Source organism: Dictyoglomus turgidum DSM 6724, assembly GCF_000021645.1.
In the GTDB taxonomy this organism is placed as follows: Bacteria; Dictyoglomota; Dictyoglomia; order Dictyoglomales; family Dictyoglomaceae; genus Dictyoglomus; species Dictyoglomus turgidum.
On the sequence record NC_011661.1, the window covers coordinates 1462470 to 1481376 of the forward strand.

The window sequence follows — 18907 nt, forward strand, 5'->3', positions numbered from 1 at the left end:
AAAAGTTTATATAATTTACTCATGGGTAAATTATATGTGGTAGCAACCCCAATAGGCAATTTGAGAGACATAACCCTTAGAGCTATAGAAACTCTTAAAGCATGTCCTGTGATAGCTGCTGAGGATACAAGACATACCTCAATTCTTCTTAAAACTTATAATATTCAAGACAAAATTTTGATCTCTTACCATAAATACAACGAAGAAAAAAGAATAGAGCTTTTTCTTGACTTTCTACTAAATAAAAATATGGACATTGCTCTTGTCTCTGACGCTGGAACCCCATGTATTTCAGATCCAGGATATAAAATAGTAAAAGCTGTGAGAGAAAAAAATATTGAGGTCATACCTATTCCAGGTCCATCATCCCTTACCGCATCACTCTCTGTTTCAGGGCTTCCTCTTAATGAATTTCTCTTCTTAGGTTTTCTTCCAAAAGAAGAAAACAAAAAGGTAAATAAACTTAGAGAGATTAAAAAAAGCAAAATTAACACTTTCATAATATACGAATCTCCTAAAAGGATAATTAAAACTCTAAATATTATAAGAGAAATCTTCTCTAATTCTATTGTATGTATATGCAGAGAACTTACTAAGAAGTTTGAAAAAACTTATTATGGAGAGATAAAAAAGGTAATCGAAGAAATAAACAATGATCCTTATAAGGAAAAAGGAGAATACACAGTGATAGTCTCATGGGAGGACAATATGGAAAGGGAAGTCTCTTTCTCTATAGAGGCTCTATTAATAGATCAAATTGTAAAGCACAATATTTCTTTGAAAGAGGCTATATATAAGGTTTCAAAATTGTATAATATACCTAAAAAAGAGGTCTACAAAAAAAGTCTAGAATTAAAAAATAAGCTAAAAGAGGAGGACTTTAAGATATGAAGATAGCTTTAGATGCCATGGGTGGAGATTACGCACCTATAGAAACGGTAAAAGGTGCCTTAGAGGCAATTAAAGAAAGCAATATTTCTGTGGTTCTTGTAGGTAAAGAAGAAGAGATTAAAAAAATTCTCCAAGACTATCATTATAATGAAAGTAAAATAGAGATTGTCCATGCGGAAGAAGTAATAGAAATGCATGAACATCCTGCTTTTGCAGTAAAAGAAAAAGAGGATTCTTCTATAGTAAAAGCTATAAAATTACTAAAAGAAAAAAAAGTAGATGGTGTGGTCTCCGCAGGAAATACAGGAGCTGTAATGAGTAGTGCTTTACTATATTTAGGAAGAATAAGGGGAATTAAAAGACCTGCTATATCAACTCTTATTCCCACATTAACTCAGATTCCTTCAATAATCCTTGATATAGGAGCAAATGTAGATTGCAAAAAAGAATATTTAGAGCAATTTGCCCTTATGGGTAAAGTATATATGGAAGAGATTTTTAACGTAAAAAACCCTAAAATAGCCCTTTTAAATATAGGAGAAGAGGAAGGAAAAGGAAACCAATTAGTACAAGAAACATATACCCTTCTTAAGAATAATCCCCTATTTAATTTTATAGGAAATGTTGAAGGGAAAGACCTCTTTAAGGGGACAGCCAATGTGATTGTCTGTGATGGTTTTGTAGGAAATGTGGCTATCAAAACCGCCGAAGGAGTAGCTGAAACCCTATTTGACCTTCTTTCTTCTGAGATTAAGAGCTCTCTCTGGAGTATCATTTTAGGACTATTATTAAAGCCAAAATTCAAAAATGTAAAAAAGAAGCTCGATTATAGTGAATTTGGAGGAGCTCCTCTTTTAGGAGTAGATGGAACTGTAATCATATCTCACGGAAGATCAAAAGCTAAAGCCATAAAAAATGCATTAAAAGTTGCAGAAAAAATGGTAAAATTAGAAGTAAATAAGAAAATTTTGGAGGGACTAAACAAAATAACCGATAGGGGGGATTAAAAATAAAACCAGAGAGGTTTGAAAAGATAATAAACCTTGCATTAAATTTAGAGGCATCAGATATTCATTTGAAAGCTGGAACTCCTCCAGCAGTAAGAATTATGAAAGATATTGTCTTTCTTAAGGAAGAGCCTCTAACCCCAGAAGAGGTTGAAAATTTAGCTTTCAGCATAATGCCTCCTGCAGTAAGAGATATCTTTCTAAAGAATAAAGAAGTAGACTTTCCTTATGAGAAAAAAGGACTAGTTAGGTTTAGAGTCAATGTCTACACTCAGAGACAAACCATAGCTATATCTATGAGACTTATTAAATTAAACATCCCTTCTATAGAGGAATTAGGGCTTCCCACTATATTAAAGAACCTTGCCACTAAAAAGGCAGGATTAATATTAGTTACAGGACCATCAGGAAGCGGTAAATCTACAACTCTTGCCGCCATGATAGAATACCTTAACCAAAATGAAAGCCTAAATATAATAACTATTGAGGATCCTATAGAGTATGTATTTACTGATAAATTATCTCTTATCTCTCAAAGAGAAATAGGAATTGACACAAGCTCTTTCTATGCAGCTCTTAAAATGGCTTTAAGAGAAGATCCCAACATAATAATGGTAGGAGAATTGAGAGATTTGGAAAGTGTATCGGTAGCCCTTCAAGCTGCAGAAACAGGACACTTAGTACTTAGTACACTTCATACTATAGATGCCGTTTCTACTATTTCAAGAATTGTAGATATGTTTCCTCCTTATCAACAAAACCAAGTAAGATATCAATTAGCAAGTACCCTTGTAGGGGTCATATCTCAGAGACTATTAAAAAGAAAGGATAAAACAGGGCTTGTCCCTGCATGTGAAGTGTTAATAGGTACCTCTACAGTAAGGAAATGGATCAGAGAAAATAAACTCTCAGAAATTCCTAAGATTATAGAAGAAGGAAGATTAGAAGGAATGCAATCCTTTAATCAGCATCTCTTAGAACTATATAGAGCCAATATAATAGATGCTAATGAAGCTTTAATGGCAAGTCCAAATCCTTCAGATTTGGAGCTTGCCATTAAAGGAATTGTTTCAGGTTAAGATATAGCAATTTCTTCTTTGAGATTAACTATTTCTTTTATGGTTAAATAGGAAATAAGATAAGATAAAATACTTTCTGCACCCTGATTAAGATTAACACCATATTCATTTATACCATCAAAGCAACCCCCACTTTCCACATCAATCATACTTACCCCCTTTGAATTCCTTCCATGAAACCACATAAAGGTTTCTTTTGCTTTGTTTATATATTTTACATCTTTAAATTGTTCATAAGCCTCTCTATAAAGAAGAATCATTTCACTTGCCTCAATAGGTTGTTCATCAAATTCAGCTATCTTTCCTCCCCTTACATACCAGCCATTACATCCAATAGGTTTGAAATATCCATATCTAAATACTATTCCTTCTAAAAACTCCATACTATCAATGGCAACTTCTTTAAAATTCTCATTCTTCAAAACTTTATAAGCAACCAATAAAGACAGGGGAAGTATAGCATTGCTATATGCCATTATATCTTCAAACCATCTCCAAGAAGAGTCATTATTTTCTCTAAATTGTCTTACTAAGGATTTTGCAAGTTGATCTATGTAATCTATAAGTTTGAGACTACTTAGAGATAAATCCTTTTGCGCATAATAAAGGCCTAAAATAGTATAAGCTTTACTCCGAGGAGACCTTAGATTTTCTATGTATTTTAGGGCTTTTATAAATAGTTCCCTATGTAAATTCCTTACCCCTATGGGGATTTCCTTTGAGGCTATACCAAAACCCAATCCCCATAAGGTCCTACCAAAACAATCCTCTGAACCCTCTTCTTCTAAAAACCTTCTCTCATAGGACATAAAATTCCTAAAGTTTCCCTTGTCTGTCTGAGCATTCAAAAGGAAGGAACTATACTTATAAATAAGATCTAAATATCTCTTTTCATGATAATTTTTGTATAGCATTATTGCTACAATTAGAGCTCTTGAATTATCATCAGTAGTATATCCAAAACGTGGATCAGGCACACCAAATTTTGAATGTTGCAAAATACCTGTATCATCAGTTAATCGGAATAGGTGGTCAACTCTAGGGTAGAAAAGCTCCATTTCTTCCACCCCCCAATTTCTGCATTTTTTTCCAAGATTACTTCATGGAAGAGTGTTATGTATTTTTCTGCAACTACATTCCACCACATGCTTTTACCATACTTAAAAGCCTTTCTTTCTATTTCTTTTCTTTTCTCCTCATTATTTAATACATCTCTTATAGCTCTGTAAATTCCTTCTGAATCTCTAAACTCTACTAAAATACCTCTACCATCAGCCAAAAGTTCCTCAGCATATCTGTAAGCAGTAGATACAATAACTCTCCCGCAAGAAAGAGCGTAACTTAAAGTTCCACTAACTGCTTGCTCTTTATTAAGATAGGGAGTCATGTAGATATCTGACGCTTGTAGATACTTGAGAATTTCTTCCTGGGTCAAATATCTATTCACAAATAAGACATTCTCTTTCACTCCTAAGTTCTCTACCATTTTTAACAATTTTTCTCTATAAGATTCACCTTCATTTTTCACAATTCCAGGATGAGTTCTACCTAAAATTAGGTAAACTATATTAGGAAATTCATTCTTCAGTTTTGCTATTGCCTCAATGCCATATTCAAGCCCCTTTCCAGGTCCTATTAAACCAAAAGTACTCACTACTATTTTTCCTTCTAATCCAAGTTCTTTTTTAAGATTTTCCCTTTCACCATAGTATATATATGGCACTCCATGAGGAATATGTACTATTTTCCTCCTATCAATGTCATAAATGTTTTCTAAAAGTTCAATGGTATTTTTAGCCATAGTAACAACCCTTGTAGAATATTTTCCAATTTCCTTCAAAACATACTTTTGTTTATCACTGGGATTTATTAAAACCGTATGAAGCACAGTAATAAAAGGTATCTTTAAGTGATAAATTAAATCTAAAAGATATTCGCCACTTTCTCCTCCAAAAATCCCATACTCATGTTGTATTACTAAAAGGTCAATATCAGAGTCATTAAGATATTGAGCAAGTTCAAAATAATCTACTTTATTGAATTGATTTATTTCTTTAATAACCTTAGTATCATAAGTATACTTATCGTCACTTACAGCAATCACCGAGGTGTCTACATAGGGATTATATAAGGGGGCTATTTTATCAATCTCCTTTATAAGATCCTCTGTAAAAGTTGCAAGTCCACATGCTCGAGGAGGATAAGTGCTAAGAAATGCCACATTAATCTTGTCCAAATAATTCCTAATCATAAGTGTCACCTCCTTTATTGGTTTAAAAGGGAGTTTAAAGTTACTACGTCGATAAGATCTTACTGGATTATGATTTATTAATAGATATGATTAGTTTATCTATATTAATTATAGATATATTTAGGGGATTTGTCAACTATAAAAGAAGATTTGTCCTAAAAATCTTAGATGAGTAAAAAAGACAGTCTTTAGTAGTACTAAAAACTTACCACAAAATAAATCTAGTAGTTAATTTATCTATTAACCCGCTTCTACTTAATTAAAAAAGATGTCAAGCTTATTAGCAGAAAAAGCTTTCGTAATAGTAATATATTGATAACCTTCCTCTTCTTTCAGAGTAACTCCATAGGGAAGATCTTTTATAACAAAATCCTTAGGAAGGGCAAGAGTTATACCTTCTAAACCTTCTTTGTTTACTATAGTTATTCTCTTGTTAGAAAAGTTAATACTATATTTAGTATTCAGAAATCTAAGAAGCAAAGTAGCAAAGTATGACATAGGTTTTACTTGAATAATACCTTTATTTTTCAAAGTGTTTACATAATCCCAAAATTCTCTAAGAGCATTAGGATATAAAGGAATATCATACGGATGTGAATATATAAGTCTCAAAGTGCGATTTTTAACCACATAATATACAATTGAAAAGAGCCATCTCTTAACCTCATCCTCGGTTTTCCCACCTTTTTTCACTTCCAAAAAAGAAGCATACTTACCAAATGAAGATATTGGAAAAGCTATAACTTTATGAGACACCATTTTACCATTTATAAAAGTTCTATTAGGAGAGGATCCATTATCTCCTGTATAATAATAGCAAAGCATGCCTAATTTTTCTAAAACTTTTGTGGTTATAGGCTGAGGATGTACACCGTTAGGAGCAGAATATTCTAAAATCTTATAGTTTGTTATATTTTCCAAACACTCATTGTTCCTCAAAATATACTCGTAAATTTCCTTTTCTCCAAAAATTCCTTTCAGGATATTATCTGAAAAGAAGTTATGTGCCCCCCCACCATGGGAACCTATAACTCCAAAATTAAGAATCATTTTTACATATTTTTTACCTTCTCCACAAGCATCAAACCCCAACTTATCTCCTTGTTTATCTCTAAAATCTCCCGCAGTTATATGAATAGAATATTCGATTCCTTTTCTTAGATAATTATTCTGTAGCATATAAGGAATACTTTTCCAATCAATACTTGAATCCACATGCCAGTTTATCACAATCCCACCTATTCCATATGGAGTATTTAAAAGATGAGGAATTTTCAAAATCTTAAAGAGAAAAACTCTTAAAAAGGTTCTAATAGGAAAATCATCAGCATAAGCCTTCAGGTGTCCCAAGGGAAGATTTACATACATCACTTTCCCACGGCTATAATTTCTTATTATAATTCCAGGATATTTTTTTCCATCTTGAGAAATTGTCAGCGCATAAATTTCATTCTCTTTAATATCTTTTTCTTCCTCTACTCTAACTATAGGATATTCAAGATTTCCATAAGCATAACCCCCTAAAAGATTTTCTTTTTCTAACTTACCATCTGGTATCTCTAAAAATTCTTTCCGAGTTTTATCTATATATAAGTATCCTAAGGTGAAACAGGAAACCTTATATTTTTTATTATGTGATATAATTTGCTCCCACAAATTCAGAAAACAAAGCCTTTTCAAGATATTCATTTTTGAAATCTTTTATCCCTGCATCATAACTCACAAAAATATTTCCTCCATAAGAAAGATAGTTCCTTACCCATGGCCCTGCTTCTTTCGGCAAATACTAATTTAAACCATTAGGAAATATAATTATTTTCTTAAAGTCTGCAACTATTTTAGGATCAAAAGTGATTAAATTAAAAATACTCACTTCTTTATAAATAACACCTTCTTCCTCCAAAACACTTCTATAAGCATTCATTATATAAGAATGTTCTTTAAGAAAGTTGGGATTATAAACAATCAATACTGCAAAATCTTTTCCCCATAGAGAATATATTTCCAAAAGATTTTTAAAGGAAAATAAAAATATAACTACAAGAATTAAAAACAAAAAGACCAAAAACTTTTTCAATTTACTTTACCCTCTCCTTCTGTCATCATATAACCATATACCTTTACTTTTCCTTTAATATGTATCCCCTTTTTCTCTATAGCCGATTTTATTTTTCCTTTTTCTCCAATTTCAGAATTATTTTCCAAAACTACTTTACCTTGAGAGAAAACATTCCCCTTTTATAGTCACATTTTCTCCTGTTTTTAAATCGCCCAACATATATATAATTTTATTTAGCTCCATTCCAGAAGGAATGCTATCTATATGGTAGATTTTAATATCTTCACCATGAAAATCCAAAATTCCTGTCCCGTCCAATGCTTTTAAGACATCCTCAATTTTTATTGTCTCATGCAACTTTCTCTTAAAAGACTCGGAAAAATACCTAGGATTTCTGGAATAATTAAAATCAATTGGCAAAGGCAAAATATCTCTAGGATTGAGATATTCTTTTATACTTGGCAGGAAAGGAAATAGGAGAAATAAAAGAAAAATAAGGGTTATGAGCAGCAATTTACATCTCCCCCATTTCTAAATCTTTCAGTTTTATGCCAAACAGGATCTCTTCTAGTAATTAAATCTAATACTGAATCAAAAAAACCTAAAGAGGAATACCACATATTGAAGAAAAAATTGAAAAGTGGTAGTGGCAAAAGAAATATCCTATAAGTTGCTCCATCGAGGAGAGCTCCTAATCCAATTTCATAAAAAGGAGCAAAATTTCCAAAGGTATTATATGCAGAAAGAAAAATAAAAAAACTACTACCTAAAATCTGCATTTCTCCTAAGAAGAAAAGAACAATAGAATCTACCAATCCAATAAGAAAAAGAGGGGAAATTAAGTATACACAAAGGAGAAATACACCGTCAACCTTTTCTCTTAAAGAAAGATAAGGAGATTTGATAAGTGGTAATAAATATCTGAACATAACTTGATTATGGCCGCGAGACCACCTTCTTATCTGCTTTGCTCTCACTTCCCATGTTTCTGGTGCTTCTTCATAACATTCTGCTCTATTCGTATAACAAACTTTTACCCCATTAATATATGCCTTAATTGTTAATTCAGTATCTTCTGCAAGAATTTTGGGATTAAAACCACCCAATTTTAAGATTAGCTCTTTTCTAAATCCTCCTACTGTACCTCCAAATTGAGGAATAAGCTTTAAATTATATCTTGCCTGTTGATCTACCTGATATCCTCCAATTCTTTCAAGATCAAAGAGTCTTGTAAGAAGATTCTTAGATATATTTAAAGGTACTACTCTTCCCATTACTACTCCTACTTCGGGATCTAAGAAAGAAACAGCAAGATCTCTAATAATCCCTTTGGGAGGAATATAATCCGCATCAAAAACAATAATAATTTCCCCTTCTGCTACTTTTAAAGCATCATTAAGGGCCGACGGTTTTCCTCTTGGAAGATAAGATCCTCTATATAAAGGCTTAATAAGATGAGGATACTTACTGCTATAATCTTCTAATATTTCTCTTGTTCTATCAGTAGAATTATCATCTATAGGAATAATTTCTATTCTATCCTTAGGATAATCTGTATTAAGCAAGGCGTTTAAAACATTCTCTGCTACCTTTTCTTCATTATGCATTGGAACGAGTACACTTACATAAGGTAAATCTGAATCTATAATATCCTGATATCCAAGTCTCTGTTCTCCAAAAGCTCTATTAAGTGTAAACAAAAAGTGCCTGAGAGCATATAGAGAAGTATTAATATATCCATTTCCATGCCTCTTCAGTTTTCTGCAATTTTTTAGCTATAATACCCACATAAAAAGAATACGTGCCAACAACATAGCTAAAATCTATAAAGAGGCCAAAAATAAAATAAAGAGGAGCAGAGAAAATATAGGAAAAATTTAAAAGAGTATGCATGAAAAAAGCATATCTAACGGATCCAAAAATAATAGAATAAGATAGAGTGAGAAAAACAATTAGAAACTTTGTTAAAAAACTAGATGGAATTGGAATTAAAGCTATACCCATAATTATCGGAATAAAAATCCAAACTCCAATTTGAGTATTCATATAAAGTTCTGAAAAGATTTTTATATTATATGGAAATTTTGATGGAAAAAGAAGAAAGAAAATAGATAAGGATACTTTCCAGGAAAATCTAAGATGTATATATCTTTTAAAATACCATCAATCTTTACTATTTTTACATCCTGGAGAGAATAAGGAAAAGAATTATTTCAAAGGGTAACACTAATAGAAGAAGATAAAATATAAAGTTCCTACCTATGGAGGGAAACTTCCTATAAGCTCTATGGTAAGGAATAAATCTTTCTTTTTTGTCCATATTTATTTATTAAAATACAAAAAAATAGCTTCTAAGGCTAATAAATAACTATTAACTCCAAAGCCTGATATCTGCCCTAAAGCAACAGGAGCTATAACGGAATGATGACGGAATTCTTCCCTTTTATAAATATTACTTATATGGACTTCTATTACAGGTTTTCCAAAGGCCAATAAAGCATCTCTTAAGGAATAACTATAATGGGTTAAGGCTCCTGGATTTATAATTATGGCATCTGCCCAATCTCTATACTCTTGAATCCAATCTATAAGTTGTCCTTCAAAATTGGACTGTTTTATTTCTACCTCTATTTCTCTTTCTTTTGCCTTTTGTAATATTAAATTATTAAGAGTTTGAAAATCTACTCTCCCATAAATATTTGGCTCTCTTACCCCCAAAAGATTTAAATTAGGACCATGTAAAACTAATACTTTAATCATCTCTTAACCTCTCAATAATCTCAAAAGTTATTTCATCTATATCTTTATTATCTACTTCAACAATAATATCTGCGCAGGATTCATATAAAGGTAGTCTCTTTTTCCACAAATTGTATAATTCTTCTCTTCCTTTCTTTAAAAGAGGTCTCTTCTCATGTTCTTCTTTGTTTTCTAAATGTTTCATCAAATTTTCAAATTCTCCTTTTAGATATATAACTTTACTTTTTTCTCTTAAAATCCTTCTATTTTCCTCTCTAAGAACAACTCCTCCTCCTGTGGAAAGGACTATCTTAGGATAAAGAGAAAAAGCTTCTCTTAAAGACTCTGTTTCGATATTTCTGAAATACTCTTCTCCTTTTTCTATAAATATATCAGAGATGGATTTTTTTAATTTTTTTTCTATATACTCGTCTAAATCCAAAAAAGGAATATTAAAAAAAAGGGAAATCCTCTTCCCTATGCTAGTTTTCCCACTTCCCATAAAGCCAACAAAAGAAAGGGAAGATCTCATTATCTACCAATAAAATACATACCCCAGATTATAAAGATACTTAAAAGGAAAAACACAGCTACAACAGCAGCAACTATTCTAATAGCTCTTTCCCTCTTCTCTTTCTTAGATCTTGGTTTTGCCATATCTTACCCCTCCGAATTATAGCCTTCTTTAACATCATAACATTCATTGTAGTGAGGACATTTAGAGCAACATCCTACCTTATGATTTAGACACTCTTTATAATATGGACAATCCTCACAACAAAACATAAAAACCTCCTTTTTAATCCTCTACTGCATATAGAGGAGCGTTATCATAAGCTACTCTCTCCTCTCTTTCTATTAGTTCTCTAAGGTGTTTTGGAAGAGAAAACATCATTTTGTGGGTTTCTCCATCATAAAACTTTAAATTTGCTAAATTCTTGGATTTTAACAAGCTATTTATCTCTTCCTCACTAAAATCTTTTGGATCTATTTTATCACTTGCCCAGATAAAACTCCAAATAAAGTCATATGCTGGTACATAGGCTTGATAAGATCTTACTATCTTAAACACCCTACGTAAAGTAGAATTCATGGCAGAATGAAAAGCTATTTTGAGATGATGAGTTGTACCAGCTTGCATTACAAATATGCCATCTTCCTTCAAATGATCCTTTATAATGTGGTAAAATTCAAAGGTAAAAAGTTTTACTGCAGGGCTACCCTCCATAGGCTCTGAAAGATCACTTACTATTACATCATACTTTTCCTTGGACTTTTCTACAAATTCTCTTGCATCAGTTATATACAATCTTGTCCTTGGATCATCAAAGGCTCCTTGGTGCCATTCAGGTAAATATTTTTTTGACACCTCTACTACTTCCCCATCTATGTCAACCATAATAGCTTCTGTTACATCTTTATGCCGCAAAACTTCCCTCAGGGTAGCCCCCTCTCCTCCACCCATTATCAACACTTTCTTATTAGCAGCTCTATTCAATAGCAAGGCAGGATGCACTAATGCCTCATGATAGATAAACTCATCTTTCTCACTGGATTGAATCCTTCCATCTAATACAAGACATTTTCCATAGAAAGTGCTTTCAATAATCTCTATCTTTTGAAAGGGAGATACCCCTGTATAGTAAAACCTACTTACTCCATGCCAATGTATCTCACTGGGATGATTTTTCTCAATAATCCAATAAGCATCCATTTTTATATTTCACCTTCTTCATTCAAAAATATTATACCAGTCAACCTACAGTTTCTTTTTCCTCCTCTTTTACACTTTCTGGTTTATAAGTGAAATTACCAGCCTCTATAGGCAAAATACCTCTTTTTGCCTCAAAAGTAATGAACTGTTCAGCCTGCAAATAATTATTCAAATACTCGAAAGCTTTCCAAGGATTTACATGATCTCCACAGGTGAAAAGATCAGCTGCTGCAAATCCGTACTCAGGCCAAGTATGAATTGCAAGATGGGACTCAGATATTACTACAACTCCACTTACACCATAGGGACTAAATTTATGAAATACAACTTCCACTACTTCTGCTCCTGCCTCTATTGCGGCTCTAACCATAATTTCTTTAATCTTCTCCACATCGTTTAAAATCTCTCTGTTGCAATTATACATTTCAGCCAAAATATGTCTTCCAAGAGATTTCCCTGTTATTTTCACCTTGGGTCCCGCCTCCTTTCGTTGAAATTTTTTACGAAACAAATTTTATCACTAATATAACCTTTTGACAACAATTTTTCCAGAGAAAATGAACAGAGTTTGAAATTTTTAGCAAATATTCTCAATATTTCTCTGTGTTTTGCAGTATTTAGAGAATTTTTGCAAAATTTCGTTATTTTTTACCAAAACTAACCTTGTAAATAGGAGTATATATGGGGCCCTGAGAGGTTAATCTGCTTTCAAAGAGAGTGATACTATTAACAAAGACTACTTGTTTAGAAAAAGAACTCTCTTTCAAAATTTTAATGTCTTTATCCTTAACTCTACCTAAGGTTAAATGGGGCGAAAATGGTTTATCTTCTTTTTTTAGTCCTTTTTTAACTAATCTCTTCTCAATAAAATCAAAAATCTTTTCTAACTCTTCTAATCCCTCTTCTATTCCAATCCACAAAACCCTTGGACTTTTCAAAGAAGGAAAAGCACCAAACCCCTCAAGAGAAATATAAAAGGGATCAACATAATTAGAAACTTCTTCCAAAATACTCTTGACATCCTCAATCAAAGATTCAGGGGTTTCTCCAAGAAATCTAATGGTTAAATGGAAATTTTCCTTCTCAACCCACTTTATATCCCCTATTATAGAAGCCTTTAATTCTTTTTGAAATTTATAAATGTGTTCTTTAACGCTATCCTCAAATTCTATAGCTATGAATAGTCTTTTATAGTTTGTATTTTTATCAGAAGATCTTTTTGCCATATTTGTAAAAATAATAAAAACCAGAATATAAGGTAAGAATTAAGGATATAATTAATAGTAAATATTTAAAGGGTAAATTCCATAAGTAGAATAAGATACTTATATCCTGAAAAAGGGTCTTTAATTTTCCTGACTTTAAAGCTGGAAGAATGATGCCTCTTTGAACAAGAGAAAGTCTCAAGCCTGTAATCATAAACTCTCTAAAAAGAATAAGAATAACAATCCAAGGTGAAAAATATCTTAACCAAACAAAGTAAGTTAGAATCCCTAATACAAGGATTTTATCGGCAAGAGGATCAAGAAATTTACCTAAATCCGAAACCTTATTGTATTTTCTTGCTATTTCTCCATCCAAATAATCGGTAAATATAGCAAGAATAAATAATAAACCAGAAGCTAAAGGGTTCACATCCATGAGTAAAACTATAGGAAAGACCATAAATATTCTTATAATTGTTAAAATATTAGGTAAATTCATACCAACTCCCCAAGAAGATCATAGGATCTGTACTTTTTTATTTTTACCCTCACCTTACTTCCAATCTTAAGAGTTTTTTCTTTTTCTTTGGGTATCATTATTAATCCATCTACCTCGGGAGCTTCTCTCCAACTTCTACCCACAAAATATTTTCCTTTTTCATCCTCAATTATTACATCAAATTCCTTCCCTAAAAGTTTAGCATTTAGTTTTTTAGATATCTTTTTCTGAGTTTCCATTAAAATTTCATATCTTCTCAATTTTTCATCCTCATCTACTTGGTTTTCAAAACCCTTAGAAATTGTTCCATTCTCATTGTAGTAAATAAAAGCGCCTAATCTATCAAAAGGATATTTTTTTATAAAGTCAATAAGCTCCTCAAAATTTTCCTCTGTTTCTCCAGGAAAACCAACCATTACTGTAGTTCTTATAACAGCATTTTCAAAGTTTTCCTTTATTCTATGCCATAATTTTATGATATCATCTTTTTTATAACTCCTATTCATCCTCTTCAATATCACATCACTTACATGCTGAATAGGAATATCAAAATATGGAACAACTTTTTCAGAATTTTTTATAGCTTCAATAAGTTTCTCACTTATTCGAGAAGGGTAAGAATATAAAATTCTCACATAGAAATCACCTCTTATTTTTTCAATATTTCTCAATAAATCAACTAAGGATGGTCTTCCATATAAATCTTCTCCATATCTCGTGGTATCTTGAGCAATAAGATTTACCTCTTTTACCCCTTTTCCTATCCAGATTTCTATCTCTTTAACAATATCTTCTATGCTTCTACTTCTAAGTCTTCCACGAATAAAAGGTATAGTACAGTAACTACAAAAGTTATTACAGCCCTCAGCAATTTTTACATATACCCAGAAATTAGGAGAAATTAAAATTCTCGGCATTTTGTGGTTATAGATAAAAGAAGAAGCAGGAGAAGAATAAATTCCCCTTTTTCCATTAGAGGTTATTAGGGAAACAAATTTTTCATATTCTCCAGGACCTATGAAAAGATCTACAAAAGGGTATTTATTTTCTAACTCTTCTTTAAATCTTTCCACATAACAACCCACAACTACAATCTTTAAATTCTCATTAATTTTTTTATATTTCTCTAATAGGCTAATATTTTCCTCTGCTTCTTGCCACGCTGGCTTTATAAAAGCACAAGTATTTACAAGAATAAGATCTGCCTCTTCAGAATGAGGAGTAAAAGTATATCCAAGGTTTTTCAAAAAACCCATAAGTACCTCGGTATCTACTTGATTCTTAGAACAACCCAAATGTATAACCCCAGCCTTTTTCATGGCACCTTAATCTTTATAACCTCTCCTTTCTTTCCCAAAACTCCAAGGCTATTATCGTTATAATATATTTCAAGTCCTCCTGCATTACCTATATGAAAATAAAGAGGGGTATAAGTCCAAGTTAAAGTATCACCTTCTTTTAAGGTTCCTTCATAAATAGTATTGTTGTTATAACTAACTCTAAGCCAAACTCTATCTACAGCTACAACCTTTATAGTATCAGTAAAAGTATGCGTAAAATTAACCTCACTATTACTCTCCGTATAAGTCTCTGTCATAGTTAACTCATAATTTCTTATATCAGTTCTAACATTCTTGGGAGTTTCGCGTTGATTAAACTTTGCCGTCAAAAATAAGGTCAAAAATATTATAAATATAACAATCAAATAAACCCCATATTTCCAAGAGCATCTTTCTGACTTAGCAAGCTTAGGCAGACTTTCTTCTATCTTTGTCTTATACTGAGCAGTATAAATCTTAAATATTTCGTCTTCAAAAAGCCCAAGAAATTTAACATATTTCTTCAAAATACCCTTCTTATAAATCTCAGCAAGATTCACCTTATCATATTCATCATCTTCTAGGGCCTTAAGATATCTATAGCTTATTTTAAGAGAGTCAGATACTTCCCTTAAAGAGAGCCCTCTCTTTTCTCTCTCTTCTCTTAGAATTTCTCCTAAGGTCTTAGACTCTTCAACCATTTTATTTCCTCATCATTCAAAAATCTAAATTCTCCTGGTTTTAAATTACCAAGCCTTATCTCTCCTATCTGTATTCTCTTAAGTTTTAAAACCTCATATCCAAATAGCGCCAACATCCTCCTTATCTGTCTCTTCCAACCTTGATACAAAACCACCTTCAATAGAGATCTTTTTGTTTTACTATTCTTCCAAACAACCTCAAATTCTGCAGGAAGAGTTTTCCCTTCCTCTAAAATAACACCTTCCCTAAATTTTTTCAACTCCTCTTCTTTTGGTATTCCATTGACTAAGACCTCATAAATCTTTGGAATTTTATATCGGGGATGAATAACAAAATTAGCTATCTCTCCATCATTAGTGCATAACAAAAGCCCTTCGCTATCAAAATCTAACCTACCTACAGGATAAACCCTTGAAGAAAGTTTATCTTTTAAAAGATCCTTTATGGTTCTTCTACCAAAGGGGTCATATAGCGAGGATAAATATCCCACGGGCTTATATAAAGCAATGTAAAGTTTTTTTTCGGGTTTTATAATTTTGTTATCTACCTCTACCACATCTTTTTCTGGATCAATCTTAACCCCAAGGGTTCTAATTACCTTCCCATTTACCTTTACCCTACCCTCTAAAATTAACTCTTCGGCTTTTCTTCTTGATGTAACTCCAGATCTTGATATAAACTTTTGAAGTCTTTCCATCATCTCCTTAACTCTTCATCATCCTCAATAAAAAAATACCTATAAAACTCATCCCCTATGCCATACAAAAAGGGCCTTCCTATGGTTTCTTTCCTACCCACTATTTTTACCAACCTTTTCTCTAAGAGCATCCCCAAAACACTATCTACTTTTGCCCCTCTTATGGTCTCTATCTCAGCTTTAGTTATAGGCTGATGGTAATAAATTATAGCAAGAGCCTCAAGAGCAGCTTTAGACAATCTTTCCCTCTTCCTTGACACATATCTCCATAAAGCAGAAGCTGTATCGGGCGAGGTGGCAAATTCATAAGCTCCATTTATCTTATAAAGGTTAATTCCTCTTTCTTCATATTCCTTTTTAAGCTCCTGCAAAATATACTCCACTTCTTCCACAGTTATTTCCAAGATCTTTGCAATCTCTTGAGGATAAAGAGGCTTATCAGCTACAAATATTAGTGCCTCTATTTGCTTTTTAATTATTGGCTTTATTTCCTTCATAGATTTTCACCTTAAAATATATCTCTCCCAAGAATTCTTCTTGTTTTAAAATCACTTCATTCTTATTGCTCATATCGCACAAAACAAGAAAATAACCTATAGCATCCAATAGGGGCTTTTTTCTAATAAGCTCCGAAAATCTTCCTTCCTTTTTACTCAAAATTTCCTTATATTTTTCCTCAAAGTCTAAATCATAATCTTCGTCAAGATAAGAAAGATTTAAGATAAGACTATTTTTCTTTTCCAAAAACAAAAAGTAAATCTCAGCTATATTTACCTTTTTTTCTGGCGTAAGCTCGATTTCTTCTTTTTTCTCTCTTCTAAATATCAGTAAACTTCTTTCTTCCTTCTCTCTTAAATACTCCACCAAATCTCTCCAAGAATCATCGTAAAAGTATGATACTTCTTCTTCCTCTTCTATTTTTAAATCTGCCTTTTTGTTAAAAAGTTTTCTAATTTTTCCTTCAAGAAGCTCTAAAGTTACATCCAGAAAAGAAGTAGTAAGCTCAAGATCTTTCCACTTTTCCTCCCCAAGAGAAGAATACTGATCTACTAGATTTTTTAAAGGGAAGAGAGATATATCAACCTCTCTCTGCAACATTTCTTTTATAGTAATGAAAGGATTTATTATCATGTTATTTTAATTCTCATAGCCTCCCTTACAAGCTCCATAGTTTTCTGAGCCTCTTCCCTTGCTTTTTTATTTCCCTCGAGAAGAATACTCCAAGTAAGATCTCTATCCTTTGAATAAATTTTTCTTTTCTCCCTTATAGGAGCTAAAAATTGATTTAACTTTTCTGCAAGCTTCATTTTACATTCTACACATCCTATCTGAGCATTCCTACATGCATAATCAATTTCTTCTATTTCTTCTTTGTTAAAGATTTTGTGATAAGCAAACACAGTACATACCTCGGGATGTCCTGGGTCATTTTTTCTTATTCTTGCAGGATCAGTAATCATACTTCTTACTAATTTCTTAAGCTCCTCTTCTTCTGTGTCTAAGGGAATAGTATTTCCATAACTTTTGGACATCTTTCTACCATCAATACCTACAAGCTCAGGAACTTCTGAAAGCTTTGCTTGTGGTTCAGGAAATATAGGGGAATAAAAATAATTAAATCTTCTTGCTATCTCCCTTGTAAGCTCCAAATGAGGAAGTTGATCTTCTCCTACAGGCACTGTATCTGCTCTATAGATTAATATATCAGCTGCTTGAAGCACAGGATATCCCAAAAAACCGTAGGTCATAAGATCTCTTCCTTCCATCTCACGAAGTTGTTCTTTATAAGTAGGGTTCCTTTCAAGCCAAGGAAGAGGCACTATCATGGAAAATAATAAAAAAAGTTCTGCATGTTCTATTATGTCAGACTGCCTAAATATAACAGATTTTTTAGGATCTATACCAACAGCAAGCCAATCACAAATCATATTTAACACATTTTCCACAACCTCTTCGGTCTCTCGGTAATGAGTAGTTAAGGCATGCCAATCTGCAATCTCAAAGAAACACTCATAACTATCTTGGAGCTCAACCCAATTTTTTAAAACCCCTAAAAGGTGCCCTAAGTGAAGTTTACCAGTAGGTCTCATTCCACTAAGTATTCTTCCGATCTTCATCCATCAAAAACCTCCCTTTAAAATCGTAATCCCAAAAGATATAGAAATAGATTTAACAAAGGACTAATTATTATATACAATCCATTGGTCAATATCAAAATCATCAATATGAGTACACCATAAATACCTATAGACTGATAATATCTTTTGTACTTGTAAGGTAAAAGAGCCTCCAATATATGAGAACCATCAAGAGGGGGTATAGGAATCAGATTAAATATCCCTAAGAATACATTGAGAATAGCAAGCTCTATACAAAAGCTCACAAAACCTATAGGAACAGGTAAATCAAACCTCCAGAAAATACTTACTAAAAAAGCAAGAGAGAAATTAGCAAGTGGACCCGCCAGAGAGACAAGTATGACACTTTTGTCTCCTCTTCTCAGGTTATCAAAATTTACGGGCACGGGCTTTGCCCATCCAAATCTAAAAAGAAGAAGCATCAAAAAACCTATAGGATCTATATGAGCTAAAGGATTTAAAGTCAATCTTCCTGAGAGTCTTGGAGTAATATCTCCTTCTATTTCTGCCATTTTACCATGAGCAAATTCATGAACTGTTATAGCAATTAATATAGCAATTATTCTCCATAAGTAAGTGACTAAATTACTAAATTCCATTCTTTTTT

General features: G+C 32.3%; 23 protein-coding genes. 3 read left to right on the plus strand and 20 right to left on the minus strand.

All coding sequences use genetic code 11. The annotated features are described in order from the left end of the window. The first annotated feature begins 21 nt into the window (after positions 1-21). The 3 genes from rsmI to DTUR_RS07520 are packed head-to-tail and all read left to right on the plus strand — an operon-like array spanning position 22 to position 2977. Complete coding sequence (gene rsmI, locus DTUR_RS07510; RefSeq protein ID WP_012583798.1) at positions 22-891, plus strand: 16S rRNA (cytidine(1402)-2'-O)-methyltransferase; 870 nt, start codon at positions 22-24, stop codon at positions 889-891. Further along, the gene (plsX, locus tag DTUR_RS07515) at positions 888-1898 is read left to right on the plus strand and encodes a phosphate acyltransferase PlsX (RefSeq protein ID WP_012583799.1); all 1011 of its coding nucleotides are present in this window, start codon (positions 888-890) and stop codon (positions 1896-1898) included. Before rsmI ends, plsX begins: the two co-directional genes overlap by 4 nt. A gap of 29 nt (positions 1899-1927) precedes the next feature. Continuing rightward, positions 1928-2977: a type IV pilus twitching motility protein PilT gene (locus DTUR_RS07520; RefSeq protein ID WP_164931093.1), complete on the plus strand. Its 1050-nt coding sequence runs from the start codon at positions 1928-1930 to the stop codon at positions 2975-2977. Here the strand turns inward: DTUR_RS07520 and DTUR_RS07525 are convergent. The 20 genes from DTUR_RS07525 to DTUR_RS07615 all read right to left on the minus strand — a co-directional run bounded on the left by DTUR_RS07525 (position 2974) and on the right by DTUR_RS07615 (position 18899). Then, positions 2974-4035, minus strand: a complete 1062-nt coding sequence (locus DTUR_RS07525; RefSeq protein ID WP_012583801.1) for a glycosyl transferase — start codon at positions 4033-4035, stop codon at positions 2974-2976. The genes DTUR_RS07520 and DTUR_RS07525 overlap by 4 nt on opposite strands. After that, the gene (locus DTUR_RS07530; protein WP_012583802.1) at positions 3993-5228 is read right to left on the minus strand and encodes a glycosyltransferase family 4 protein; all 1236 of its coding nucleotides are present in this window, start codon (positions 5226-5228) and stop codon (positions 3993-3995) included. Before DTUR_RS07530 ends, DTUR_RS07525 begins: the two co-directional genes overlap by 43 nt. 255 nt (positions 5229-5483) lie before the next feature. Continuing rightward, positions 5484-6917 carry a polysaccharide deacetylase family protein gene (locus DTUR_RS07535; RefSeq protein ID WP_012583803.1) on the minus strand — a complete coding sequence of 478 codons (1434 nt, stop codon included), beginning with the start codon at positions 6915-6917 and terminating at the stop codon, positions 5484-5486. Positions 6918-7014: 97 nt separating this feature from the next. Beyond that, positions 7015-7305 carry a hypothetical protein gene (locus tag DTUR_RS07540; protein ID WP_012583804.1) on the minus strand — a complete coding sequence of 97 codons (291 nt, stop codon included), beginning with the start codon at positions 7303-7305 and terminating at the stop codon, positions 7015-7017. 135 nt (positions 7306-7440) lie between these two features. Next, complete coding sequence (locus tag DTUR_RS07545; RefSeq protein ID WP_164931025.1) at positions 7441-7707, minus strand: hypothetical protein; 267 nt, start codon at positions 7705-7707, stop codon at positions 7441-7443. Between the two features lie 80 nt (positions 7708-7787). Then, positions 7788-8987: a glycosyltransferase family 2 protein gene (locus DTUR_RS07550; RefSeq protein WP_012583806.1), complete on the minus strand. Its 1200-nt coding sequence runs from the start codon at positions 8985-8987 to the stop codon at positions 7788-7790. A gap of 622 nt (positions 8988-9609) precedes the next feature. Next, positions 9610-10047 carry a type II 3-dehydroquinate dehydratase gene (aroQ, locus tag DTUR_RS07555; protein ID WP_012583808.1) on the minus strand — a complete coding sequence of 146 codons (438 nt, stop codon included), beginning with the start codon at positions 10045-10047 and terminating at the stop codon, positions 9610-9612. Beyond that, a complete protein-coding gene (locus DTUR_RS07560) occupies positions 10040-10558 on the minus strand; it encodes a shikimate kinase (protein WP_012583809.1) in 519 nt (172 codons plus the stop codon). The genes aroQ and DTUR_RS07560 overlap by 8 nt, the downstream gene beginning before the upstream one ends. After that, positions 10558-10683, minus strand: coding sequence for a hypothetical protein (locus DTUR_RS09575; protein WP_012583810.1), 126 nt, complete (start codon positions 10681-10683; stop codon positions 10558-10560). The genes DTUR_RS07560 and DTUR_RS09575 overlap by 1 nt, the downstream gene beginning before the upstream one ends. Positions 10684-10825: 142 nt before the next feature. Further along, entirely contained in the window at positions 10826-11740 is a 915-nt protein-coding gene (gene speE / locus DTUR_RS07565; protein WP_012583812.1) for a polyamine aminopropyltransferase, read from the minus strand. A gap of 40 nt (positions 11741-11780) precedes the next feature. Then, a complete protein-coding gene (speD, locus tag DTUR_RS07570; protein ID WP_012583813.1) occupies positions 11781-12209 on the minus strand; it encodes an adenosylmethionine decarboxylase in 429 nt (142 codons plus the stop codon). 172 nt (positions 12210-12381) lie between these two features. Further along, positions 12382-12966 (minus strand): RNA 2',3'-cyclic phosphodiesterase, encoded by a 585-nt coding sequence (gene thpR, locus DTUR_RS07575; RefSeq protein ID WP_012583814.1) that lies wholly within the window; start codon positions 12964-12966, stop codon positions 12382-12384. Then, positions 12947-13444 carry a CDP-diacylglycerol--glycerol-3-phosphate 3-phosphatidyltransferase gene (gene pgsA / locus DTUR_RS07580; protein WP_012583815.1) on the minus strand — a complete coding sequence of 166 codons (498 nt, stop codon included), beginning with the start codon at positions 13442-13444 and terminating at the stop codon, positions 12947-12949. The genes thpR and pgsA overlap by 20 nt, the downstream gene beginning before the upstream one ends. Further along, the gene (gene rimO / locus DTUR_RS07585) at positions 13441-14763 is read right to left on the minus strand and encodes a 30S ribosomal protein S12 methylthiotransferase RimO (protein ID WP_012583816.1); all 1323 of its coding nucleotides are present in this window, start codon (positions 14761-14763) and stop codon (positions 13441-13443) included. The genes pgsA and rimO overlap by 4 nt, the downstream gene beginning before the upstream one ends. Continuing rightward, a complete protein-coding gene (locus tag DTUR_RS07590) occupies positions 14760-15464 on the minus strand; it encodes a helix-turn-helix domain-containing protein (RefSeq protein ID WP_012583817.1) in 705 nt (234 codons plus the stop codon). Before DTUR_RS07590 ends, rimO begins: the two co-directional genes overlap by 4 nt. Beyond that, on the minus strand, positions 15440-16162 hold the full coding sequence (locus DTUR_RS07595) for a pseudouridine synthase (RefSeq protein ID WP_164931095.1): 723 nt from the start codon (positions 16160-16162) through the stop codon (positions 15440-15442). The genes DTUR_RS07590 and DTUR_RS07595 overlap by 25 nt, the downstream gene beginning before the upstream one ends. Continuing rightward, positions 16162-16659, minus strand: a complete 498-nt coding sequence (scpB, locus tag DTUR_RS07600; protein ID WP_012583819.1) for an SMC-Scp complex subunit ScpB — start codon at positions 16657-16659, stop codon at positions 16162-16164. The genes DTUR_RS07595 and scpB overlap by 1 nt, the downstream gene beginning before the upstream one ends. After that, a complete protein-coding gene (locus tag DTUR_RS07605; protein ID WP_012583820.1) occupies positions 16634-17293 on the minus strand; it encodes a segregation/condensation protein A in 660 nt (219 codons plus the stop codon). The genes scpB and DTUR_RS07605 overlap by 26 nt, the downstream gene beginning before the upstream one ends. Next, entirely contained in the window at positions 17290-18279 is a 990-nt protein-coding gene (gene trpS / locus DTUR_RS07610; protein WP_012583821.1) for a tryptophan--tRNA ligase, read from the minus strand. Before trpS ends, DTUR_RS07605 begins: the two co-directional genes overlap by 4 nt. Before the next feature lie 17 nt (positions 18280-18296). Then, positions 18297-18899, minus strand: a complete 603-nt coding sequence (locus DTUR_RS07615) for a site-2 protease family protein (protein WP_012583822.1) — start codon at positions 18897-18899, stop codon at positions 18297-18299. Between the last annotated feature and the right edge of the window lie 8 nt (positions 18900-18907).